Here is a 23,968-nt window from a genome sequence, read left to right on the forward strand (position 1 = left end):
CCACGTAGGCTGTCGCGGGTGAGGATCGGGATCGTCGGCGCCGGTGCACTCGGCGGCGCGTTCGCCGCGCTGCTCGCCCGCGCGGGCCACGACGTCGAGGTGACGGCCCGCGGTGCGGGGCTCGAGGCGATCCGGCGGGACGGCCTCAGGCTGAGCGGCGGCTACGGCGAGGCGCACGTGCGCGTCGAGGCATCCGACCGTCTCTCGCAGCGACCCGACCTCGCGCTCGTCTGCACCAAGGCGCAGGACGCCCGGCAGGCGATCGCCGACAACCGCGACGCGCTCGAGGGCACGACCGTGGTCGTCGTGCAGAACGGCCTCGAGGGCGTCCGGGTCGCGCGCGAGCTGCTGCCGGGGGCCGACTGCTTCGGCGTGCTCTCGATCATCGCCGCGAACTACACCGAGCCGGGGCACGTGCGCATCACGACCACCGCCGCGAGCTACCTCGGCCGCGGCGCCGGCCCCGCCGACGACGGCTCGCGGCGCGTGGCCGCGCTGCTCTCCGAGGCCGTGCCGGTCGTGGCCGTCGACGGCTTCGAGGGCGCGCAGTGGACCAAGCTCGTGGTGAACATGCTGAACGCGCTGCCCGCGATCACCGGGCTGAGCGTGCAGGAGGTCATCGCCGACCGCCGGCTGCGGCGCGTGCTCACGGCGTCAATGCGCGAGACCGTGCGCGTCGGCGTCGCCTGCGGGGTGCGCTTCGGCGCACTGCAGGGGCTCGGCGACCGGCGGTTGCGGCTCTTCGCGCGCCTCCCGCTCGCGCTCGACCAGGTGCTGCCGCTCGTGATGGGCGCGCGGATGGGGCGCGTGCCGAACCTCGGGTCGACGCTGCAGAGCATCCGGCGCGGCCAGCGCACCGAGATCGACTTCCTGAACGGCGCGGTGGCGCAGCGGGCGGATGCCGCGGGCGTCCCGGCGCCCGTGAATCGCACGCTCACCGGGCTGGTGCACCGGGTCGAGGAGACGGGCGCGCACGTGCCGGTGGACGAGGTGCTCGGGGCCGTCGCCGGGTGACGGGCGCTCTTGTGTTTCGCGCCGGTGTCGCACTCGTGAAGCCCATCGTTCGGGAAGGGCGTCGCACGTAACGGCGAGGTGAAATCTCGCTGGGTGCCGGGACGCGTTCGGGTGAGCGCCGAAGGCCCGCGCGACCTCCGCGAGCGCGACGGCCCGAGCGCGTGCAATCGCGTGCGCCTGGCACGGAAACAGCCGGTCAAAGGCATTTTCAGAGTCGAGCCTAGCTCATGTTATGTGTCCCCGATGCGCCTCCCATGCGACGTGCCAGGGCCGGGCCCCGGAGCGCGCACGACCCCCGATCGCTCCCCCGTTCGGGGGACTGTGATACCGGCGGCGGCCGCCACTACCTTCGGCAGCAATTCCCCCGCCAGACGTTCGGTACCCGCAGGGCTCCACCGCACGACCACCACTGCGGCCCGCACGGATCGATCCCCTCGCACCCGGGATCGACGCCCACCCGGCACTCCCCACCCGACGCAGTTGGCAACCCATGGGAAACCTCCCCTCACCCGTGTTCCGCGCGCTCGCCGCGCTGGCCGCGATCGCCGTGCTCGCGACGATCCCCGCGGCGACCGTCGCCGCGCCCGCGAACCTCGTGCAGAACCCCTCGCTCGAGGACGGCGAGGCGTGGCCGACGTGCTTCGCCGCGAGCGGATGGGGCACCGAGGCGGACTGGTCGTTCGTCGAGCGCGCCGACGGCGGGCGCGCCGTGCGCATCGACCTCGCCGGCCACGAGGCCGGCGACCGCAAGCTCCTGCAGGCCGAGACCGACGCGTGCGCTCCGGCCGTCGAGCCGGGCAACGCCTACGACCTCGAGGTCGCCTACCGCTCCGACGTCGCGACCGGCATCACGCTGTTCCGCCGCACCGCCGAGGGGTGGACGTACTGGGGCGACCTCGGCCAGGCACCCGCATCCGCCGACTGGACCACCGCGACGGCCACCACCCCGATCGTGCCCGAGGGCACCGACCGCATCGTGTTCGGGCTCTCGCTCGCGACCGACGGGTTCCTGGAGACCGACGACTACGCGCTGCTCGACCTCGCCGGCAGCGAGGAGCCCGACCCGGAGCCCGAGCAGCTGGTGGTCAACCCGTGGCTCGTCGACGGCGACGACCCGGGCGCCTGCATGCAGCTCGGGGGCTGGGGCGAGCACGACTCGGTCGCCGGCCTCGCCGACGCGGTCCCCGCGGACGCGCCCGAGGGCGCGCGCTCCTACCGGATCGAGATGGCCGACCGCGTCTCGGGCGACCTCAAGCTGATCCAGTCCGAGGCGGCGGGGTGCGCCCCCGACGTCGCGCCGGGCGACGAGCTCGTCGCGTCGGTCCGGTACCGCTCCGACGCCGCGGCGGTCTCGGTCACCGCGTTCATCCACGGCACCGCGGGGTGGTCGTACTGGACCGAGCTCGCCGCCCTCCCGCCCGCGGCCGAGTGGACGACGGCGACGGTGCCGCTGCCGACGATCCCCGACGGCGCCGACCGCGTGAGCTTCGGCGTCTCGATCTCGTCCGACGGCGTGCTGGAGACGACCGGGTACGGCCTCACCGCGCTGATCGAGCCCCCCGAGCAGACCGCCACGCCCACGCCGACGCCCACTGCGGACCCCGGCGAGGAGCCCACCGGCGACCCGGCGCTCGACGGCTCGTGGGAGGTCCGCACGACCGAGATGCCGATCCGCACGATCCACAGCACGCTGCTGCACGACGGGCGGATCCTGCTCATCGCCGGCTCCGGCAACGACGGCGCGCAGTTCGCCGCGGGCACGTTCCGGGCCGTGGTCTGGGACCCCGACGCCGACACCTTCGACGAGGTGCCCGTGCCGTACGACATGTTCTGCGCCGGGCACGTGACGCTGCCCGACGGCAAGGTGCTCATCGCCGGGGGCACGGAGGCCTTCCCCGAGGAGGACCAGGGCCCGAACACGTTCAAGGGCTCCGCGCACAGCTACTACTTCGACCCCGAGGACGACGCCTTCCACGTGCTCGCCGACATGGCGGGCGCGCACTGGTACCCCACGCTCACCAAGCTCGGCAACGGCGACGTGTGGGCGGCCGGCGGCCTGGACGAGAAGGCCTCGGGCACGGTGCTCACCGAGATGTTCGACGTCTCGGAGATGGCATGGCTCCCCGCGGGGCAGGTGCCGCAGACCTGGAGCTTCTGGGGCACGTACCCGCACATGTACCTGCTCGAGGACGGGCTGCTCTTCTACGCCGGCGCCCACACGTTCGGCAACGGGCTCCCCGGCACCGGTGCCTCGCTCTACGACTGGACCCAGGCGCAGATCTGGGACGTGCCCGGCCTGCGCGAGAAGGACATGCGCGACCAGGCCGGCTCCGTGCTGCTTCCGCCGGCGCAGGACCAGCGCGTGATGATCGTCGGCGGCGGCAACACCGACGGCGCCGCGCCCGGCATCGACCTCGTCGACATCATCGACCTCTCCGAGCCGTCGCCGGCGTACGAGCCCGCCGCGGACCTCCCCGGTCCCGGCAAGGGCTACGTGAACGTGATCAACCTGCCCGACCGCACGGTGCTGGCGACGAGCGGCGCGCGGTACAACCGCGCCGACGACGTGCTCACCTCGGCGATCTACGACCCGCAGGGCGACGTCTGGCGCGCCGTCGAGCCCGACCCCATCGGGCGCAACTACCACTCGAGCGCCATCCTGATGCCCGACGGGCGCGTGGCGGTGATCGGATCGAACCCGCTCGACAACTCGTACGAGCACCGCCTCTCGGTCTACAGCCCGCCCTACCTGCACGCGGGCACCCGGCCGACGGTCGCGGGGGTTCCGGATGCCGCGAGCCACGGCGACGTGCTCGAGCTCGACGTCACCGGCGAGGTCGTCTCCGCCTCGCTGCTCGCGCCGATGTCGTCCACCCACCAGACCGACACCAACGCGCGCCTGGTCGACCTGCCGATGGCGGGCGCCGACGGCACGCGCACCGTGCAGGTGCCCGACAACCCGAACCTCCTCCCCCCGGGCCCGTACATGCTCACCGTGCTCGACGCCGCCGGCGTGCCGAGCGTCGCCGAATGGATCTGGATCTCATGAGCGCGCCCGAGCGACGTGCCCGCCTCGCGCCGGTCCCCGCCGCGATCGCCCTCGGCGTGATCGCCGTCGTCGGCGCTGCGCTGCTCCTGCCGGGCCTCGCGGGCGAGCGCACGGAGGCAGGCGCACCGACCGGCGCGCACGCGAACCACGGCATCCCCTCCGACGCCGGGGCCGCGTCCGTCGGCCCGGCCCCGTCGACGGCGGCGACCGCGACGCCCTCCGAGGAGGCCACCGACGACGAGCCCGGGCGCACGAGCATCGAGCCGCCCGTCGATCAGGCGCCCGGCACCACCGCGCAGACCAGCCTCGCGCAGGCGGCCTCCGCCCCGATCACCCAGCGCGACGGCACCGCCGGGCTCGGCGAGGCTCGCCCGGCGATCGCACCCGAGGACACGACCGCGGGCGACACCGGCTACGGCGGGTGCCTCGTCGAGTACGGCGAGAACGGGCAGTGCCTGCCGACCATCCCGCCGAGCCTCACCGGGCACGTGTCGGAGATGCTCGAGGCGGGCCTCGACCCGTCCGACATGTACCACCCGTGGACCTGCACCGAGGTGCGCGAGTACTTCCCGGACGGCATCGCCGTCCGGCAGGGCGTCGATCCGCAGGGGCTCGACCCCGACGGCGACGGCACCGCATGCACCGCCCGAGACCTGGAGGAGACCCGATGATCGTCGCATCCGCCCTGCTGGTCCTGTTCGCGCTCGCGCTCCTCGCGATCTCGCTCTCGACGCTCTTCCTGGCGACCTACGCCTGGTGGGACCCGGGACAGCGCAACCGGACCGGCTTCCCCGAGCTCGACGACGGCGAGGACGCGCTCCACTTCTCGCTCATCGTGCCCTGCCGGCACGAGACCGAGGAGGTCATGCGCACGACGATCGGGCGCCTGCTCGGGCAGTCGCACCAGCGACTCGACGTCGTGATCTCGGTGGGGCACGACGACCCCGAGACCGTGGCGACCGCGCAGCGCATCGCCGCGGAGACCCCGGACCGCGTCGCCGTCAGCATCGACTACAGCGAGTCGAAGAACAAGCCGCGCCAGATGAACACCGCGCTCGCGATGTGCCACGGCGACGTGGTGGGCGTCTTCGACGCCGAGTCGGTCGCCGCACACGACCTGCTCCGCAAGATCGAGGCGGCCTTCCGCTCGACGGGGGCCGACGCGGTGCAGGGCGCCGTGCAGCTCGTCAACTACCGCGACAGCTGGTACGCGCTGCGCAACTGCCTCGAGTACTTCATCTGGTTCCGGTCGCGCCTGCACGCCCACGCCCGCATGGGGTTCATCCCGCTCGGCGGGAACACCGTCTTCGTGCGTCGCGCGCTGCTCGCGGACGTCGGCGGGTGGGACGCCGACTGCCTCGCCGAGGACTGCGAACTCGGCGTGCGGCTCTCGACCCTGAAGCACCGCATCGTCGTCGCGTACTCCCCCGAGCTCGTCACCCGCGAGGAGACCCCCGACTCGGTCAGGGCCCTGGTCAAGCAGCGCACCCGCTGGTCGCTCGGCTTCATGCAGGTCTACGCGAAGGGCCAGTGGCGCACGCTGCCGCGCCTCTCGGAGCGCATCACCGCGTGGTGGACGCTCACCCAGCAGCACCTCATGGCGCTCACCGGCATCGCGGTGCCGGCGTCGATCGCGCTGGCGATCTTCGGCAAGTTCCCGCTCGGGGTCACGATGATCACGTTCCTCCCGCTCATCGCGACGCTCGCGACCGTGGCCCTCGAGGTGTGCATGCTCCGCGAGTTCGGTCGCGACCACGCCTTCCGCATACGGCTCCGCGACTACGTCACGCTCGTGGTCAGCACCCCGGCGTACCACCTCCTGCTCGCGGTCGCCGCGGTGCGCGCGTTCTGGAAGTTCCAGGGCGGCGACTTCCGCTGGGAGAAGACGGCCCACAAGGGATCGCACCTCACCTACCTCGGGGCGGAGACGCGATGAGCACGGCACTCGAACCCGAGATCGTCGAGGTCGTCGACCCGCGCACGAGGCGCGCCGAACGGCTGCGCCGCCTGCTGACCCGCGACCGCATCACGGCGCTCGCGATCGGGCTCTGCGCCTACGTCCTCGGCCTCTGGAACATCGCGGGCAGCCCGACCTTCCAGGACGACGAGGGCACCTACGCCGCGCAGGCGGCGGCGGTGCTCGAGGGCGACCTCGCCCCGTACACGTACTGGTACGACCACCCGCCGCTCGGCTGGATCCAGCTCGCGATCGGCGGATGGCTGCCGTACCTGCTCGGGATCGGCGGCTCGGACCTCGCCGCGTTCCGCACGGTCATGCCGATCGCGTTCGCCGCGAGCGCCGCGCTGGTCTACCTCATCCTGCGCCGCGTGCGGGTGCGGACGGCGTTCGCGGTCCTCGCATCCGTCGTGTTCGCCCTGTCGCCGCTCTCGCTGGAGCTCGGCCGCCAGGTGTTCCTCGACAACGTCGCGACGCCCTGGGTGCTGCTCGCGGTCTACGCCGCGCTCTCCCCGCGCACGGCGCTGTGGCACCACGTCGGCTCGGGCCTGTTCTTCGCCGTCGCCGTGCTCACCAAGCTCACGTCCGCGATCTTCGGCCCCGCCATCATGCTCGCGATGCTGGGCCGCGACGGCTGGCGCGGGCGCTCGTTCTCGATCGTCGGGTTCCTCACCGTCGGCGGTCTCGTGCTCGCCCTGTTCCCGGTGATGGCGATCCTGCGCGGGGAGCTCCTCTCCGACCCGAACCGGGTGTCGCTGCAGGACGCGCTCGCGTACCAGTTCCTCTCCCGCTCGGGCTCCGGGTGGCTGTGGGAGGAGGGCTCGCATCGTGGCGGCCTCGTCGCCTCCTGGGTCGCGCAGGACCCGCTGCTCCTCCTCGCCGGCGTCGCCGCCGCGCTCGCCTGCGCCTTCGCCCAGCGCACGCGCTGGATCACGGTCGCCATCGCCGGCTTCGCCCTCCCGATCGTCGCCAGCCAGGGGTACCTGCCGGCGATGTACGTGATCGGCGTGCTGCCGTTCCTCGCGCTCGCGATGGGCGCCGGGCTCGACCTGGCCTGGCGCGCGGGCGAGAAGGCGCTCGATGCCCGCGCCCCCGCGATCCGCGAGGGCTTCGGGACCGTGATCGCCACCGCGGTGGCCGTGGCACTGATCGCGGTGCCGGCGGTCCGGTTCGTCGAGCGGGCGCCAGAGGTGCTCGCGGGCGACGCGAACGGCGACTGGAAGCGCACCCTCGCGTGGGTGACCGAGCACGTGCCGCGAGACGAGGTCGTCCTGGTGCCGTACTCGATGTGGCTCGACCTCGACACCGCCGGATGGAACGACCCCTGGACCCTGATCGTGCTCGAGAAGGTCGACCTCGACTCGCAGTTCGACGTGGAGCATCCGGACGGCTGGACCGAGATCCGGTGGATCGTCGAGGGGCCGACCGTACGGCCGAACATCGAGCACCTCGGACTCGAGACCGCGGGACGGGCGCTGGATGCCGCCGAGCCCGTCGTGACCTTCGGCGAGTGGACCGTCCACGCCGTCGTCCCGCCCACGCCGCCCCAGCCCGGGGCCACGTCGCCAGCTCCCTGACGACCGCGACCCGCTCGCGCCACGCGCCCCCGCAGCAGTGCCCGCTCCATCACCCGAAGGAGACGCAGTGACCACCACCACCACCATCATCGTCCCCACCTTCAACGAGGCGCCCAACGTGGGCGAGCTCGTCCGGCGCCTCGACGCGGTCGCCGACCCGCGCGACACCGAGATCCTCTTCGTGGACGACTCCTCCGACGACACCCCCGACCGGGTGCGCGCCGCGGCGGAGACGAGCCGCGTCCCCGTGCGGCTCATCCATCGCGACGAGCCGGACGGCGGACTGAGCGGCGCGGTCGTCCGCGGCATCCGCGAGTCCGACTCGGAGTGGTTCGTCGTCATGGACGGCGACCTCCAGCACCCGCCCGAGCTGGTGCCGATCCTGCTCGAGACCGGCCGCGCGACCGGTGCCGACGTCGTCGTGGCCTCGCGGCACGCGCAGGGCGGCAGCAGCGAGGGCCTCTCGAACTGGGTGCGGCGCGCGGTGTCGTCCGGCTCGATCCTGCTGACCCGCTCGATGTTCCCCTCCCGGCTGCGCAACTGCTCCGATCCGATGACCGGGTACTTCGCCGTGCGCCGCGCGAGCGTCGACACGGCCGAGCTGCAGCCGCGGGGCTTCAAGATCCTGCTGGAGATCCTCGCCCGGAAGCGCATGTCCGTGGTCGAGGAGCCCTTCGTCTTCGCCGAGCGCATCGCGGGCGAGTCCAAGGCCGACCTCCGGCAGGGCCTGCGATTCCTGCACCAGCTCGCGTCGCTGCGGTTCGGCCGGATGTCGCGCTTCGCCGTCATCGGCGGGTTCGGCGCGGTGCTGAACCTCGCGATCATGGCCGCGCTGGTCGCGGTGAGCGTGAACTACGTGATCGCCGCGATCGTCGCGGCGGCGGTGACCATCGTGATGAACTTCTTCCTGCAGGAGCGCTTCGTGTTCCGCGACCTCCGGCACGAGCGCCATGCGTTCTGGACGAGGTTCAGCGCGTCGGTCGGATTCAACTCGCTCGAGGCCGCGGTGCGCCTGCCGTTCCTCGCGCTCCTGGTCGCGTTCACGCCGATCCCCAGCGTGGTCGCGCAGGCGGTCACGCTCGCAGCCGCGTTCGTGCTGCGCTTCCTGTTCCACTCGAGTTTCATATACCGGCCGCGTCGCACCACCCCGGTCAGTCCACTCATCGCAGAAGCCGCACCGCTGCCCACGCAGTCGGGTCGCGAGGCAGCGATCGGCGGCTCGATGAACTGACCCTGGGAACTGTGCGCGCCGGGGCGAGCTCGTCGACAAGCCCGCCGAGCGCACCGCGGGACCTCCCTCCCGCGGTGCGCTCACTCGTGTGCGGGGTGCATCCGGCGGCCAGTACGATGACCCGGTGCACTCCGATCTCGTCGCGACGCTCGTGCGCTGGTACGAGGAGGAGGCGCGCGAGCTGCCCTGGCGCCGCGCCGACCGGACGCCCTGGTCGGTGCTCGTGAGCGAGTTCATGCTGCAGCAGACGCAGGTCTCGCGCGTCGCGCCGGCCTTCGAGGAGTGGATGCGACGGTGGCCGACGCCGGCTGCGCTGGCCGCCGAGCCGGCCTCCGAGGCGGTGCGCGCCTGGGGCGGGCTCGGGTACCCCCGCCGGGCGAGGTGGCTGCACGGCGCGGCCGCGCGGATCGTCGAGGAGCACGGCGGCGAGGTGCCCTCCGACGTCGATGCATTGCTCGCCCTCCCCGGCGTCGGCCCGTACACCGCGCGCGCGGTCGCCGCGTTCGCGTTCGGGTCGCGGGTGCCGGTCGTCGACACGAACACCCGGCGCGTGATCGCACGGGCCGTCGACGGGAACGGGGACGCGGCGCCGCCGTCCACCCGGCGCGACCTGGCCGCGATGGAGCGCCTGCTGCCCGCCGACACGCGCGTCGCGCAACTCGTCAACGCGGCGACGATGGAGCTCGGCGCGGTCGTCTGCACCGCGCGCGCGCCCCGCTGCGAAGCCTGCCCGGTCGCCGTGCACTGCGCGTGGCGCAGCGCCGGGTACCCGGCCTACGAGGGGCCGCGCCGGCGCGTGCAGGCGACGTTCGCCGGGTCCGACCGGCAGGTGCGCGGCATCGTCATGCGCGAACTGCGCGCGGCGCATCGACCGGTGACGCGAGGCGAGCTGGCACCGGCGTGGGCGGATGCGGCGCAACTCGAACGTGCGATCGACACGCTGGTCGCCGACGGCCTCGCCGCCGAGGGTGCCGAGGGGCTGGCGCTCGCGGAGTGACCCGCGATGCCCGAGCCGCGGCTACTCCTCGTCGGCCTCGCGCGGCGTGACGTACGGGTCGGCCTCGCCGGCGTACTGGGCGGTGCTGGCGGTCTTCGTGGTCTCCGCGTCGCGCTCGCGCGCCTCGCGGAGCAGCTCCTCGATGTGCTGCGCGTTCTCGGGGATCGCGTCGAGGATGAACTCGAGGCTCGGCGTGAGGCGAGCCGTGATGTTCCGGCCGACCTCGCTGCGGAGCATGCCCGTGGCAGCCTTCAGCGCGGCGGCGGAGTCGGCGCGCTCCTCGTCGGTGCCGTAGACCGTGTAGAACACGCTCGCGTGCTGCAGGTCGCCCGTCACCTTGACGTCGGTGATCGTCACGAACCCGAGGCGCGGGTCGCGCAGGCCCTTGTCGAGGCGCCGCGCGACGATCTCCTTGATGCGGTCGGCCATCTTCCTGGCCCGTGCCGGATCAGCCATGCTCTCCCCTTCCGAGAACGTCCGGGGCGGCTCGCGCCGCCCCGGACGGGATAACTAGACCCGCGGCTTCTCGCGCATCTCGGTCGTCTCGATCTCGTCGCCGACCTGGATGTCGTTGAACTTGCCGAGGCCGATACCGCACTCGAAGTCCGTGCGGACCTCGGTCACGTCGTCCTTGAACCGACGCAGCGACTCGATCGCCAGGCCGTCCGCCACGACCACGCCGTCGCGGATGACCCGCGCCTTCGCGTTGCGCGTGATGGTGCCCGAGCGCACGATCGAACCGGCGATGTTGCCGAACTTCGACGAGCGGAACACCTCGCGGATCTCCGCGACGCCCGACTGGACCTCCTCGAACTCGGGCTTGAGCATGCCCTTGAGCGAGTTCTCGATGTCGTCGATCGCGTTGTAGATGACGTTGTAGAAGCGCACGTCGACGCCCTCGCGGGCGGCGCGCTCGCGCGCCTTCACGTCGGGCCGGACGTTGAACCCGATCACGATCGCGTTGTCGATCGTGGCCAGGTCGATGTCCGACTCGGTGACGGCGCCCACGCCGCGGTGGAGGATGCGCAGCTGGACCGAGTCGTCGACCTCGATCTTCATCAGGGACTCCTCGAGCGCCTCCACGGCACCCGAGACGTCGCCCTTGATGATGAGGTTGAGCGCCTCGACCTTGCCCTCCTCCAGCGCACGCGTGAAGTCCTCGAGCGAGATGCGCTTGCGGGCCTTCGCCAGCTGCGCGTTGCGCTCGGCGGCCTCGCGCTTCTCGGCGATCTGGCGCGCGGTGCGGTCGTCGCCGGTCACGAGGAACGTGTCGCCGGCGCGCGGCACGGTCGACAGTCCCTGCACCTGCACGGGACGCGACGGCGTGGCCTCGTCGACCGCGTCGCCGTTCTCGTCGACCATGGCGCGAACGCGGCCGTAGGCCGTGCCCGCGACGATCGCGTCGCCGACCCGCAGCGTGCCCGACTGGATGAGCACGGTCGCGACGGCGCCGCGTCCCTTGTCGAGCTTGGCCTCGATCGCGACGCCGCGCGCGTCCTTGTCGGGGTTCGCGCGCAGGTCGAGACCGGCGTCGGCGGTGAGCAGCACCGCGTCGAGCAGGTCGTTGATGCCGATGTCCTCGCGGGCCGACACGTCGACGAACATGACGTCGCCGCCGTACTCCTCGGCCACGAGGCCGAACTCGGTCAGCTGCTGGCGCACCTTCTGCGGGTTCGCGTCGGGCTTGTCGATCTTGTTCACCGCGACCACGATCGGCACGTCGGCCGCCTGGGCGTGGTTCAGCGCCTCCACCGTCTGCGGCATGATGCCGTCGTCGGCGGCGACCACGAGGATCGCGATGTCGGTCACCTGCGCACCGCGGGCACGCATGGCGGTGAACGCCTCGTGACCCGGGGTGTCGATGAAGGTGATCGCGCGGTCCTTGCCCTCGTGCTCGGTGTGCACCTGGTACGCACCGATGTGCTGGGTGATGCCGCCGGCCTCGCCCGCCACCACGTTGGCGTTGCGGATGGCGTCGAGCAGTCGCGTCTTACCGTGGTCGACGTGACCCATGACGGTCACGACCGGCGGACGCCACTCGAGGTCCTCGTCGGACTCGTCCTCGAGCTCCTGCTCGAGGTCGATGTCGAAGCCCTCGAGGAGCTCCTTGTCCTCGTCCTCGGGCGAGACGATCTGGATCTTGTAGCCGAGCTCCTCGCCGAGCACCTCGAAGGTGGCCTCGTCGAGCGACTCGGTCGCCGTGGCCATCTCACCGAGGTGGAACAGCACGGTCACCAGGTTGCCGGGGCTCGCGTCGATCTTGTCGGCGAAGTCCGAGATGGACGCGCCGCGGCGCAGCCGGACGACGGTGCTGCCGTCGCCGCGCGGGACCTGCACGCCGCCGATCGACGGCGCCTCCCGCATCTCGAATTCCTGCCGCTTCGTCCGCTTCGACTTGCGCGAGCGGCTCTTGCCGCCACCGCGTCCGAACGCACCAGCGGTGCCGCCGCCGGGGCCACGGCCACGGCCGCCGCCTCCGCCGGGACGCGGGCCGAACCCGCCGGGACGCCCGGGCGCACCGGTGAAGCCGCCGGGACGCTGGCCGCCGCCGGGACCGCCCTGGCGACCGCCGCCGCCACCACCGGGACGACCGCCGCCACCGGGACGCTGGCCCGCCGGACGGGGCGCGCCGGGACGCGGGATCGAGGGCCGCGGGATGTTGCCCGGGGTCGGGCGCTGGCCCATGCCCTGCGAGCTCGAGTACGGGTTGTTGCCCGGACGCGGCTGGGCCGGGCGCTTGCCCATGCCCTGCGACGACGCGAAGGGGTTGTTGCCGGGGCGCGGCGCACCGCCGGGCTTGGGGGCTCCGGGCTTGGTGGCACCGGGCTTCGGCGCACCACCGGGCTTGGGACCGCTGCCGGGCTTCGCGGCGTCGGAAGCGGGCTTCGCGGCCTCGGCCGGCTTGGGCGTGGCGGGCTTCGCCGCCTCGGCACGGGCCTGGCGCTCGGCGACGCTCATCGGCTGGTCGGCGGGCGCGGGGGCCTCGGCCTTCGGCTCGGCCTTGGGCGCCGGCTTGGGGCCGGGCTTCGAAGCACCGGGCTTCGCGGCACCCGGCTTCGCGGCGCCGGGCTTGGCGGCACCGGGCTTGGCGGCACCGGGCTTCGGCGCGGCCGTGCCGGACGCGGCGGAACCGTTGCCGGCGGAGCCGGCGTCGGCGAGCGCGGCCCTCAGGCGGCGCGCGACCGGGGGCTCGACGCTGGACGACGGTCCCTTGACGTACTCGCCCATCTCCTTGAGCTTCTCGAGCGCGACCTTGCTGTCGACGCCGAGCTCACTCGCGATCTCGTGTACACGGGGCTTGGCAGCCACATTTCTCCTGTTCCGGGTCTGCGCCCGGACAGGGGCAGACCATACCTAGCGGACGGGTCTCATTTCGAGCCGTTCATCGGTTGTCCATCAGCCGTTCAGCCTGTTCTCTAAGTCGTTCGTGTCCAGTTCGCCGGTCACGCGCAACGCCCGCCCGAAGGCACGGCGGCGCAGTGCGAGCCGGAGGCACTCACGGTCCGGATGCAGCCACGCACCACGCCCGGGCAGGCTCGCAGCGGTATCCACCACGACCTGGGATTCTCGGACGACGACCCTCAGAAGCGAGGAACGTGCGGTGCGCGAACGGCATCCGATGCACGTTCTGACCGGATCCATCCTACACCTCGGCGCGCGGGCCCCGACTCACTCGCCGGACCCGGCCTGCGAGTCCGGCTGGATGTCGATCTTCGCCCCGGTGAGCTTCGCGGCCAGGCGGGCGTTCTGGCCCTCCTTGCCGATCGCGAGCGAGAGCTGGTAGTCGGGCACCAGCGCGCGCACGGCGCGGAGCTCGGGGTCGATCACGACGGTCTTCGACACCTTCGCGGGCGACAGCGCGCTCGCGACGAAGGAGGCGAGGTCGTCGGAGTAGTCGACGATGTCGATCTTCTCGTTGTTGAGCTCGGCGGTCACCGAGCGCACGCGCTGACCGAGCTCGCCGATGCACGCGCCCTTGGCGTTCACGCCCGGCTGGGTCGCACGCACCGCGATCTTGGTGCGGTGACCCGCCTCGCGGGCGAGCGACACGATCTCGACCACGCCCGAGGCGATCTCGGGCACCTCGAGCGCGAACAGCTTGCGCACCAGGGCGGGGTGCGTGCGGGACACCGTGATCGACGGCCCCTTGAGGCCCTTCGTGACGCTGGTCACGTAGACGCGGATGCGCGCGCCGTGGCGGTACTCCTCACCCGGCACCTGCTCCTCGGGGGGCAGGATCGCCTCGACGGTGCCGAGGTCGATGTGGATCATCCGCGGGTTCGGGCCCTGCTGGATGATGCCGGCGACGATGTCGCCCTCGCGGCCGCGGAACTCGCCGAGCACCGCGTCGTCGGCGATGTCGCGCAGGCGCTGGTTGATCGTCTGCTTGGCGGCGAACGCGGCGATGCGGCCGAAGTCGCTCGGGCTGTCGACGACCTCGCCGATGACGTTGCCGTCCTCGTCGTGCTCGGGCACGTAGACCGTCACATGGCCGGTCTTGCGGTCCAGCTCGACGCGCGCACCGAGCGGGTTGGCGTGCCCGTGCTGGCCCGGGTTGGTGTGCTTGAGGTACGCCATGAGGATCGCCTGCTCGATGATCGTGACGAGCTCATCGAAGGGGATCTCCTTCTCGCGCTCCATCATTCTCAGGACGCTGAGGTCGATGTCCACAGCCGGCCTCCTCTATTCAACTCTCTCGCCGTCGTCCCACCACTCGACGGGCCAGAAGACTACGGTACCGGATGCCGCGGCCACGGCGAACGTGACACCGGTGTTGCGGCGCCGCTACGAGCACGATTCGCCTCTGGCGGGCGACGACGCGGCGACGCCATACTGTGGCGATGGACGCGATCAACGAATTCGTCCTCTTCTCGGGGGACCTGCTCTGGACCTGGATCGTGCTGCCGCTGGTGGTGCTCCTGGGCCTCTACTTCACGGTGCGCAGCGGGGTGGTGCAGTTCCGGCTCATCCCGGAGATGTTCCGCACGCTCACCGACAAGACGCCGCGCGACGCGAACGGCGAGCCGCAGTCCGTGTCGGCCTTCCAGGCCTTCACCGTCTCGGCCGCCTCGCGCGTCGGCGTCGGCAACATCGCCGGCGTCGGCACGGCCATCGCCATCGGCGGGCCGGGCGCGGTGTTCTGGATGTGGCTCATGGCGTTCGTGGGCGGGGCGAGCGCGTTCATCGAGTCGACGCTCGGCCAGCTCTACAAGGTGCGCGACGCCGACGGGTTCCGCGGTGGGCCCGCGTACTACATGGAGCGGGGCCTGAAGGCCAGGTGGATGGGCATCGTCTTCGCGATCACGCTCATCATCTGCTTCCCGTTCGTCTTCTCCGCGCTTCAGGCGAACACGATCAGCGCGACCGTGGCGACCACCGTCGCCGGCGACGAGGCGCCGTGGTGGATCGCGTGGATCGTCGGCGGGGTCGTGGCGCTGCTCACGGCGCTCGTCGTCTTCGGCGGCATCCGCCGCATCGCCCACGTCACCCAGGCGGTCGTGCCGCTCATGGCGCTCGTCTACCTGCTCGTCGGCCTCGTCGTCGTCGCGATGAACATCGGCGAGCTGCCGGCCGTGTTCGCGTCGATCTTCACCGAGGCGTTCGGGTTCAACGAGGTGGTCGGCGCCACGCTCGGCATGATCATCCTCACGGGCGTGCGGCGCGGCATGTTCTCGAACGAGGCCGGCCTCGGCTCGGCGCCGAACGCGGGTGCGAGCGCGGCGGTGACGCACCCGGTGAAGCAGGGGCTCGTGCAGACGCTCGGCGTGTACTTCGACACCTTCCTCATCTGCTCGATCACCGCGTTCATCATCCTGGTGTCGAGCCCGGACCTCGCGAACGCCGAGCGCGGCATCGGCCTCACCCAGGGCGCGATCACCGGCAGCCTCGGCACCTGGGCGGGCGTGCTGCTGAGCGTGGTGATCTTCCTGCTGGCGTTCAGCTCGATCCTCGGCAACTACTACTACGGCGAGGCGAACATCGACTTCATCACGACGCACCGCGGCGTGCTCACCGGGTTCCGGCTCGTGGTGGTCGCCGCGATCTTCGTCGGGTCGGTCGCGTCCTCCGACGTGGTGTGGAACACCGCAGACTCGGTCATGGGGCTGATGGCGCTCGTGAACCTCATCGCGATCGGCCTGCTCTCGGGCGTGGCGTTCCGGCTGCTGCGCGACTACACGAGACAGCGACGCGAGGGGCGGAACCCGGTCTTCACGCGTGCGCTCATGCCCGACCTCGACGGCATCGAGTGCTGGGAGGACGAGCTCTCCGTCACCGGCCCGATCGACGTCGACACGAAGCGGCACGAGGCGGAGAAGCACCGCGACCACCTGCACCACCAGGAGGACTGAGCGGAGCGGATGCGACGCCGGCTCAGCGCTCGTAGACCATGACCGCGACCATCGGCGGCGGGTGCGGGCCCGGCTGCATCTGGAGGTTCACGGCGTACGTGTCATCCAGGAACTGCCAGAAGTAGCCGTCCCCGCCGCCGGGTGTCCCCTCGTCGTCGAGCGGGACGACCTCGCCGTAGGCCTCCGCGAGCTGTTCGGCCTGCTCGGGCTCGTCGGTCTCGATGATCAGGTCCCAGACGCCGTCCCCGGCGAGCGAGGACACGACCTCGCCCTCCGGGAGCGGGAACTCGTCGGGGAAGTCCGGAGCGACGCCGTCGATCTCCTCGACGCCGTCGCCCAGTTCCCCGTCGTCGAACCCGTACAGCGCGATGAACGCCTCGTCCCACACCGTCGCCTCGGTGCCGGCATCCGCGACCTCGGCGGTGTCGTCGGCCGCGACCTCGGCGGCGTCGTCCGTCGCGCCTCCTGCGGTGCACGCGGCGCCGACCAGTACGACGACCGCAGCGACTCCCGCGATGCCCACGCGACGCGCGGATCGGTGATGCCTGTCCATGGTGAACATGACTGCCCCCATCCCTCGGATATCTGGATGCACCGAGGCTCCCGCGTGCCGATATCCGTCCGGTATCCGCCGCGGCGGCGCCTGCTCGTCGCGCCCGTGATCGCACGTCGCAGGGGCTGCGTCAAGCCCCGGTGCAGGGCACCTGTCGTCGCTACTGTGACGTGATGGACATCGATTCCCCCAAGGACGCCGCCCGCACCGCGGAGCGCTCGCAGACGTTCCGGATCCTCGCCCGATCGGGCTACGTCGTGCTCGGCATCATCCACGTCATCATCGGCGCGATCGCGATCTCGGTGGCGACGGGCAACGGCGGCGGGGAGGCCGAGGAGTCCGGGGCGCTCGAGCAGATCGCGAAGACGCCGTTCGGCGGCGTCCTGCTGTGGGGTATCGCGGTCGGCCTGTTCGCGCTCGCGATCTGGTCCGTGGCCGAGGCGCTCCTCGCGCAGGGGTCGGACGAGAAGGAGAAGTGGGGCGAACGGCTGAAGGAGGGCGGCAAGGCCGTCACGTACCTCGCGGTGGGCTACACGGCGGTCGTGTTCGCCCTCGGCGGCAGCAGCGACTCGTCGGAGTCGAGCCAGGGACTCGCGGCGACCCTCATCCGGATGCCGGGCGGCGTCTTCGTGCTCGCGCTGATCGGCCTGGTCGTGCTCGGCATCGGCGTCGGCTTCGTCTGGCGGGGCGTGCGGGTCTCGTTCACCGACGGCCTGAACGTGCCGTCGGGAGCCGTCGGGTCGGCGCTCGTCGCGCTCGGCGTCGCCGGCTACGTCGCAAAGGGCATCGGCGTCGGGATCGTCGGCGTGCTGTTCGTCGTCGCGGCGTTCACGCTCGACCCCGAGCAGGCGGGCGGGCTCGACGCGGCACTGAAGAGCCTGCTCGAACTGCCGTTCGGCGTCGTGCTGCTGTGGGCGATCGGCCTCGGGATCATCGCGTACGGCGCCTACTCGGTCGCACGCGCGAAGTACGCCCGGCTCTGAGCCGGGCACCGCCGGGTCGCGCTAGCCGCGCACCGCCGGGACGACTTCCGCCAGCGGCACCGTCGTGCGCTCCCCCGAGGCGCGGTCCCACACCTCGACGACGCCGTCGGCCACACCGCGGCCCACGATGACGATCTTCGGCACGCCGATCAGCTCGGCGTCGGCGAACTTCACCCCGGGCGACAGCTTCGGGCGGTCGTCGAACAGCACGTCGCATCCGCTCGCCTCGAGGTCTGCGACGACCCCCTCGGCGGCCTCGAAGACCGCAGGGTCCTTGCCGGTGGCGACCACGTGCACGTCGAACGGCGCGATCGATGCGGGCCAGGCCAGGCCCTTCTCGTCGTTGTGCTCCTCGGCGATGATCGCGAGGATGCGGGTCACGCCGATGCCGTAGGAGCCCATCGTGACGGTCACGAGCTTGCCGTTCTCGTCGAGCACCTTGAGGCCGAGCGCGTCGGCGTACTTGCGGCCGAGCTGGAAGACGTGGCCGATCTCCATGCCGCGCGCGAGGTGCACGGGGCCGGAGCCGTCGGGTGCGGGGTCGCCCTCGCGCACGGAGGCGGCCTCGATGGTGCCGTCGGCGGTGAAGTCACGACCGGCGACGAGGCCGAACACGTGCTTCTGGTCGAGGTTCGCGCCGGTGATCCACTCGGTGCCGTCGACCACGCGGGGGTCGAGCAGGTAGCGGATGCCGGTGGCCGACTCCGCGCCGAGCACGGCGCCGTCCGGCGACCAGGGGCCGATGTAGCCCTTCACGAGGCCGGGGTGCGCCGCGAAGTCGGCCTCGGTGGCAGGCTCGACCTCGGCCGGCGCGAACGCCACCTCGACGCGCTTGTCGTCGACCTCGCGGTCGCCGGGGAGGCCGACGATCACGAGCTCGCGCGAGCCGTCGGGCTGCACGAGCGCGAGCACGACGTTCTTGAGCGTGTCGGCCGCGGTCCAGTCGCGGCCGTCGGGCCGCGGGTACTCGGCGTTCGCGAGGTCGACGAGCGTCGCGATGGTCGGCGTGTTCGGCGAGTCGAGCACGACCGCGTCGGGCAGGCCCTCGGTCGGCAGCGCGTCGGGCACCACGGTGGTGAACGCCTCGACGTTGGCGGCGTAGCCGCCCTCGGAGCGCACGAAGGTGTCCTCGCCGACGGGCGTCGGGTGCAGGAACTCCTCGCTGCGGGAGCCGCCCATCGCACCGGCATCCGCCTGCACGATCACGTACTCGAGTCCGAGGCGCGCGAAGATGCGCTCGTAGGCGTCGCGCTGCGCCTGGTAGCTCGCGTCGAGACCCGCATCCGTGTGGTCGAACGAGTACGCGTCCTTCATGGTGAACTCGCGGCCGCGCAGGAGGCCTGCGCGCGGACGCGCCTCGTCGCGGTACTTGTCCTGGATCTGGTAGATCGACAGCGGCAGGTCCTTGTACGACGAGTAGAGGTCCTTCACCGTGAGCGTGAAGACCTCCTCGTGCGTGGGCGCGAGCAGGTAGTCGGCCCCCTTGCGGTCCTGCAGGCGGAAGATGCCGTCGCCGTACTCCTCCCAGCGACCGGTCGCCTCGTAGGGCTCCTTCGGCAGCAGCGCCGGGAAGTGCACCTCGTGCGCGCCGGCGGCGGCCATCTCCTCGCGGATGATGCGCTCGACCTTCTCCTTGACCCGGAGGCCGAGCGGGAGCCAGGCGAACACGCCCGGCGCCTGGCGTCGGATGTAGCCGGCGCGCACGAGCAGCTTGTGGCTCGTGACCTCGGCGTCGGAGGGGTCTTCGCGGAGCGTGCGGAGGAAGTAGTTCGTCAGGCGTACGGGCACCCGAACAGTCTAGAGGCGGCGGGCGGATGCCTCCGGGCGCCCGATCCCCCTCGCGCTGTGTATACACAGATACCCGCATTCTTCCGTATGCTCGCGATTCGTCGGGCTGGATGCTACGTTCTGTATACACAGGAGGCGACGATGACCACGACAGGGCGCGCAAGCGACCGGGCGTACGACACGCTCCGCGACGAGATCATCGCGTGGGAGCTCCCGCCCGGCAGCGTGCTCGGCGAGGTCGAGCAGGCCGCGCGGCTCGGCGTCTCGCGCACGCCGCTGCGCGAGGCCCTCTCGCGCCTCGCCGCCGACGGTCTCGTCGCCCCGCACGGCGGGCGCGGCGTCGTCGTCACCGACCTCTCCGCCGACGACGTGCGCGAGCTGTTCGAGGTGCGCCGCGCGCTCGAGGAGCAGGCCGCGCGCCTGGCCGCCCGCCGCGCCGATCCCGAGCCGTTCCGCGCGCTCGCCGCCGAGTTCGCGGAGGTCCGCGACCTGCTCGAGCACGACGACCCGCTGCGGCACCGCTACTTCGACCTCGTGGGCCGGTTCGACGCGGCGCTCGACGCGGCCATGGCCAACGGCTACCTCGCCGCCGCGCTCCGCCCGGTGCGCACCCACCTCGCCCGCGTGCGACGCATGGCCCGCTTCGACGCGGCGCGCCTGCTCGAGGCCGCACGCGAGCACCAGGCCATCGCCCTCGCCATCGCCGACGGCGAGCCCGAGCTCGCGGCGCACGCGACCCACCTGCACCTGCACCACGCGCTGCAGGGCATCCTCGACCACCTCGCCGGCGATGCCGCCGGCACGCACGACCACCCGCAACGAACGGAGCACATCGCATGATCGACCTCGAGGTCCGCACCTACCGCAGCGACGAGCTGCTGCCGCGCGAGGAGCAGCTCGCCTGGCGCATCGCCGAGATCGCCGCGGACCCCGTGGCCGTCGACGACGACGTCACCGAGATGATCATCAACCGCGTGATCGACAACGCGTCGGTCGCCGTCGCCTCGCTCGGTCGCGCGCCGGTCGTCGCCGCGCGCGGGCAGGCGCAGGTGCACCCCTACTCCCCCGGGTCGACCGTGTTCGGCGTCGCGGGTCGCTACAGCCCCGAGTGGGCCGCGTACGCGAACGGCGTCGCCGTGCGCGAGCTCGACTACCACGACACCTTCCTCGCCGCCGAGTACTCGCACCCGGGCGACAACATCCCGCCGATCCTCGCGGTCGCCCAGCACGCCGGGCGCGACGGCGCGGCCCTCGTGCGCGGCATCGCCACCGGCTACGAGGTGCAGGTCGACCTCGTGAAGGCCATCTCGCTGCACAAGCACAAGATCGACCACGTCGCCCACCTCGGGCCGAGCGCCGCAGCCGGCATCGGCACGCTGCTCGGGCTCGACCCGACCGTGATCTACCAGGCCATCGGCCAGGCGCTGCACACGACCACCGCGACCCGCCAGTCGCGCAAGGGCGAGATCTCCACCTGGAAGGCCTCCGCCCCGGCGTTCGCGGGCAAGATGGCCGTCGAGGCGGTCGACCGCGCCATCCGCGGCCAGACCAGCCCCTCCCCCATCTGGGAGGGCGAGGACGGCGTGATCGCGTGGCTGCTCGACGGGCCGGAGGGTCGCTACACGGTGCCGCTGCCCGGTCCGGGCGAGTCCAAGCGGGCCATCCTCGACTCGTACACGAAGGAGCACTCGGCGGAGTACCAGGCGCAGGCGCTCATCGACCTCGGCCGGCGCCTCGGCACCGAGCACCCCGAACTGCGCGACCCGGCCGCCGTCGAGTCGATCCTCATCGCGACCAGCCACCACACCCACTACGTGATCGGCTCGGGTGCGAACGACCCGCAGAAGTACGACCCGACCGCCTCGCGCGAGACGCTCGACCACTCCATCCCCTACATCTTCACCGTGGCGCTGCAGGACGGCGCCTGGCACCACGTCGACTCGTACGCGCCCGAGCGCGCGCAGCGGCCCGACACCGTCGAGCTGTGGCGCAAGGTCACGACCGTCGAGGACCCGGAGTGGACCCGCCGCTACCACTCGATCGACATCGCCGAGAAGGCGTTCGGCGGCCGGGTGGAGATCACCCTCGCCGACGGCAGCCGCATCGTCGAGGAGATCGCGGTCGCCGACGCCCACCCGCTGGGCGCCCGGCCGTTCGGTCGCGACGACTACGTGCAGAAGTTCCGCACCCTCGCCTACGGCGTGCTGTCGGCCGCCGAGGTCGACCGCTTCCTCGACCTCGCCGTGCGCCTGCCCGAGCTCACGCCCGGCGAGCTGGGCGAGCTGAACCCGATCGCCGACCGGGTGCCCGAGGCGCCGAAGGGGCTCTTCTGATGGTGCTGCACTCGAAGGTCACGCCGACCGAGAAGCGGCGACGGTTCCGCGAGGCGCTCGCGGCCCCGGAGATCGTGCGCATGCCCGGCGCGTTCAACCCGCTGAGCGCCCGGCTCATCCAGGACGTCGGGTTCGAGGGCGTCTACATCTCGGGCGCCGTGCTCTCGGCCGACCTGGGCCTGCCCGACATCGGGCTGACCACCCTCACCGAGGTCGCCGGCCGCGGTGCCCAGATCGCCCGCGTGACCGACCTGCCGACCCTCATAGACGCCGACACCGGATTCGGCGAGCCCATGAACGTGGCGCGCACGGTGCAGGTGATGGAGGACGCCGGCATCTCGGCGCTGCACATCGAGGACCAGGTCAACCCGAAGCGGTGCGGGCACCTCGACGGCAAGGACGTGGTCGACGAGGCCACGGCGCTCCGCCGCATCCGTGCCGCCGTCGACGCCCGCCGCGACCCCGAGCTCGTGATCATGGCCCGCACCGACGTGCGCGGAGTCGCCGGGCTGCGGGCGGCGACCGACCGCGCCAGGGCCCTGGTCGACGCGGGCGCGGACGCGATCTTCCCCGAGGCGATGGCCGACCTCGACGAGTTCGCGGCCATGCGCGCCGCGGTCGACGTGCCGATCCTCGCGAACATGACCGAGTTCGGCAAGAGCCCGCTGTTCACGGCCGCCGAGCTCGAGTCGGTGGGCGTGAACCTCGTGATCCACCCCGTCTCGCTGCTGCGCCTGGCAATGGGCGAGGCCGAGCGGAGCCTCCGGCAGCTCGCCGCCGAGGGCAGCCTCACCAACGCGGTGCCGCGCATGCAGACCCGCGCGCGCCTGTACGAGCTCAACGAGTACGCCGACTACGCCCGGTTCGACGAGGAGGTCTTCGCCTTCGACGTGCCGGGCGCAGCGGACCGAACGCCCCGCGAGGACGCGGAGCCCCGACGAAGGGAACACGCATGACCGACACCACACCCGAGATCCGCAAGGGCCTCGCCGGAGTCGTCGTCGACACGACGGCGATCTCGAAGGTGAACCCCGCCACCAACTCGCTGCTCTACCGTGGCTACCCCGTGCAGGAGCTCGCCGAGCACTGCTCGGTCGAGGAGGTCGCGCTGCTGCTGTGGACCGGCGAGCTGCCCACCCCCGACGAGCTCGCCGCGTTCGAGGCCGAGGAGCGCGCCGGCCGCGCCCTCGCCCCGCAGGTGCGCGACGCGATCACCCGTGCGCCGCTCACCGCCCACCCGATGGACGTCGTGCGCACCGCGATCAGCGTGCACGGCGAGATCGACCCCGACACGGCGGATGCCTCGCCCGAGGCCGACCTGCGCAAGGCCAAGCGCCTGTTCGCGGCGGTGCCCGCCATGGTCGCGCTCGACCAGCGCCGCCGGCACGGCCTCGACGAGATCGCGCCGCGCGAGGACCTCGACTACTCGGCGAACCTGCTCTGGATGACGTTCGGCACCGAGCTCACGGAGGCCGAGATCGACGTGTTCCGCGTCTCGATGGTGCTCTACGCCGAGCACTCGTTCAACGCGTCGACCTTCACCGCGCGGGTCGTGACCTCGACCATGAGCGACCTGCACTCGGCGGTCGTGGCGGCCGTCGGCGCGCTCAAGGGCCCGCTGCACGGCGGCGCGAACGAGGCCGTCATGCACATGTTCGACGAGATCGGCGACGCCTCGGCGGCCGTGGCCTGGCTCGACGAGGCCCTCGCGAGCAAGCGCAAGATCATGGGCTTCGGCCACCGCGTCTACAAGAACGGCGACTCGCGCGTGCCGACCATGAAGGCCGCGCTCGACCGCCTCATCGCCGAGCGCGGGCGCGACGACCTGCTCGCGCTGTACGACACGCTGGGCGACGCGATGGCCGAGCGCAAGGGCATCCTGCCGAACCTCGACTACCCGAGCGGCCCCGCGTACCACCTGCTCGGCTTCGACACCCCGACGTTCACGCCGCTGTTCGTCGCCAGCCGGGTCATGGGCTGGACCGCGCACATCATGGAGCAGGCGGCGGCCAACGCGCTCATCCGCCCGCTCTCGGCGTACGACGGGCCGGAGCAGCGGCACGTGCCGCAGGCCGTCTCGGTCTGACCCGACTCCCGCGCGACGCCCGGGCCGGACACGAGTTCCGGCCCGGGCGT

Annotated in this window: 19 protein-coding genes; 13 read left to right on the forward strand and 6 right to left on the reverse strand. The window is 72.1% G+C overall.

All coding sequences use genetic code 11. From position 1 onward, the window contains the following. The first annotated feature begins 18 nt into the window (after window positions 1-18). From QMG39_RS00710 to QMG39_RS00740, 7 genes are all read left to right on the forward strand, one after another. Complete coding sequence (locus QMG39_RS00710) at window positions 19-1,014, forward strand: ketopantoate reductase family protein (protein ID WP_281881898.1); 996 nt, start codon at window positions 19-21, stop codon at window positions 1,012-1,014. 490 nt (window positions 1,015-1,504) lie between these two features. Continuing rightward, entirely contained in the window at window positions 1,505-4,063 is a 2,559-nt protein-coding gene (locus QMG39_RS00715) for a galactose oxidase early set domain-containing protein (protein WP_281881900.1), read from the forward strand. Beyond that, entirely contained in the window at window positions 4,045-4,734 is a 690-nt protein-coding gene (locus QMG39_RS00720; protein WP_281881901.1) for a hypothetical protein, read from the forward strand. The genes QMG39_RS00715 and QMG39_RS00720 overlap by 19 nt, the downstream gene beginning before the upstream one ends. Then, window positions 4,731-5,999: a glycosyltransferase gene (locus tag QMG39_RS00725; RefSeq protein ID WP_281881902.1), complete on the forward strand. Its 1,269-nt coding sequence runs from the start codon at window positions 4,731-4,733 to the stop codon at window positions 5,997-5,999. The genes QMG39_RS00720 and QMG39_RS00725 overlap by 4 nt, the downstream gene beginning before the upstream one ends. Next, window positions 5,996-7,597, forward strand: a complete 1,602-nt coding sequence (locus tag QMG39_RS00730) for an ArnT family glycosyltransferase (protein ID WP_281881903.1) — start codon at window positions 5,996-5,998, stop codon at window positions 7,595-7,597. Before QMG39_RS00725 ends, QMG39_RS00730 begins: the two co-directional genes overlap by 4 nt. Window positions 7,598-7,664: 67 nt before the next feature. Then, window positions 7,665-8,828: a glycosyltransferase gene (locus QMG39_RS00735; protein ID WP_281881905.1), complete on the forward strand. Its 1,164-nt coding sequence runs from the start codon at window positions 7,665-7,667 to the stop codon at window positions 8,826-8,828. 124 nt (window positions 8,829-8,952) lie between these two features. After that, window positions 8,953-9,825, forward strand: coding sequence for an iron-sulfur binding domain-containing protein (locus QMG39_RS00740; RefSeq protein WP_281881906.1), 873 nt, complete (start codon window positions 8,953-8,955; stop codon window positions 9,823-9,825). A 21-nt stretch (window positions 9,826-9,846) separates the two neighbouring features. Here the strand turns inward: QMG39_RS00740 and rbfA are convergent, their stop codons facing one another. The 4 genes from rbfA to nusA all read right to left on the reverse strand — a co-directional run bounded on the left by rbfA (window position 9,847) and on the right by nusA (window position 14,496). Next, the gene (rbfA, locus tag QMG39_RS00745; RefSeq protein WP_281881907.1) at window positions 9,847-10,281 is read right to left on the reverse strand and encodes a 30S ribosome-binding factor RbfA; all 435 of its coding nucleotides are present in this window, start codon (window positions 10,279-10,281) and stop codon (window positions 9,847-9,849) included. A gap of 54 nt (window positions 10,282-10,335) precedes the next feature. After that, window positions 10,336-13,134, reverse strand: coding sequence for a translation initiation factor IF-2 (infB, locus tag QMG39_RS00750; RefSeq protein WP_281881909.1), 2,799 nt, complete (start codon window positions 13,132-13,134; stop codon window positions 10,336-10,338). Window positions 13,135-13,221: 87 nt separating this feature from the next. Continuing rightward, the gene (locus tag QMG39_RS00755) at window positions 13,222-13,467 is read right to left on the reverse strand and encodes a YlxR family protein (protein ID WP_281881911.1); all 246 of its coding nucleotides are present in this window, start codon (window positions 13,465-13,467) and stop codon (window positions 13,222-13,224) included. 27 nt (window positions 13,468-13,494) lie between these two features. Then, window positions 13,495-14,496 (reverse strand): transcription termination factor NusA, encoded by a 1,002-nt coding sequence (nusA, locus tag QMG39_RS00760; protein ID WP_281881912.1) that lies wholly within the window; start codon window positions 14,494-14,496, stop codon window positions 13,495-13,497. A gap of 170 nt (window positions 14,497-14,666) precedes the next feature. Here nusA and QMG39_RS00765 point away from each other — a divergent pair, with 170 nt between their 5' ends. Continuing rightward, window positions 14,667-16,175, forward strand: coding sequence for an alanine/glycine:cation symporter family protein (locus QMG39_RS00765; protein ID WP_281881914.1), 1,509 nt, complete (start codon window positions 14,667-14,669; stop codon window positions 16,173-16,175). Between the two features lie 22 nt (window positions 16,176-16,197). Here the strand turns inward: QMG39_RS00765 and QMG39_RS00770 are convergent, their stop codons facing one another. Then, on the reverse strand, window positions 16,198-16,737 hold the full coding sequence (locus QMG39_RS00770) for a hypothetical protein (RefSeq protein ID WP_281881915.1): 540 nt from the start codon (window positions 16,735-16,737) through the stop codon (window positions 16,198-16,200). A gap of 164 nt (window positions 16,738-16,901) precedes the next feature. On the opposite strand from QMG39_RS00770, the gene QMG39_RS00775 reads away from it, so the two are divergent. Then, window positions 16,902-17,711 (forward strand): DUF1206 domain-containing protein, encoded by an 810-nt coding sequence (locus tag QMG39_RS00775; RefSeq protein ID WP_281881916.1) that lies wholly within the window; start codon window positions 16,902-16,904, stop codon window positions 17,709-17,711. 21 nt (window positions 17,712-17,732) lie between these two features. On the opposite strand, the gene QMG39_RS00780 is transcribed toward QMG39_RS00775, so the two are convergent. Next, window positions 17,733-19,499 carry a proline--tRNA ligase gene (locus QMG39_RS00780; protein WP_281881917.1) on the reverse strand — a complete coding sequence of 589 codons (1,767 nt, stop codon included), beginning with the start codon at window positions 19,497-19,499 and terminating at the stop codon, window positions 17,733-17,735. Between the two features lie 141 nt (window positions 19,500-19,640). Between QMG39_RS00780 and QMG39_RS00785 the strand changes: the two genes are divergently transcribed. Genes QMG39_RS00785 through QMG39_RS00800 form a run of 4 tightly spaced genes read left to right on the forward strand, consistent with a single transcriptional unit; the run spans window position 19,641 to window position 23,918 of the window. Continuing rightward, entirely contained in the window at window positions 19,641-20,339 is a 699-nt protein-coding gene (locus QMG39_RS00785) for a GntR family transcriptional regulator (RefSeq protein ID WP_281881918.1), read from the forward strand. Further along, window positions 20,336-21,832, forward strand: coding sequence for an MmgE/PrpD family protein (locus QMG39_RS00790; protein WP_281881920.1), 1,497 nt, complete (start codon window positions 20,336-20,338; stop codon window positions 21,830-21,832). Before QMG39_RS00785 ends, QMG39_RS00790 begins: the two co-directional genes overlap by 4 nt. 2 nt (window positions 21,833-21,834) lie before the next feature. Beyond that, on the forward strand, window positions 21,835-22,788 hold the full coding sequence (gene prpB, locus QMG39_RS00795) for a methylisocitrate lyase (protein ID WP_281887103.1): 954 nt from the start codon (window positions 21,835-21,837) through the stop codon (window positions 22,786-22,788). Continuing rightward, window positions 22,785-23,918 (forward strand): bifunctional 2-methylcitrate synthase/citrate synthase, encoded by a 1,134-nt coding sequence (locus tag QMG39_RS00800; RefSeq protein ID WP_281881921.1) that lies wholly within the window; start codon window positions 22,785-22,787, stop codon window positions 23,916-23,918. Before prpB ends, QMG39_RS00800 begins: the two co-directional genes overlap by 4 nt. Window positions 23,919-23,968 lie beyond the last annotated feature (50 nt).

It is taken from the genome of Agromyces rhizosphaerae (genome assembly GCF_027925245.1).
Lineage (GTDB): Bacteria > Actinomycetota > Actinomycetes > Actinomycetales > Microbacteriaceae > Agromyces > Agromyces rhizosphaerae.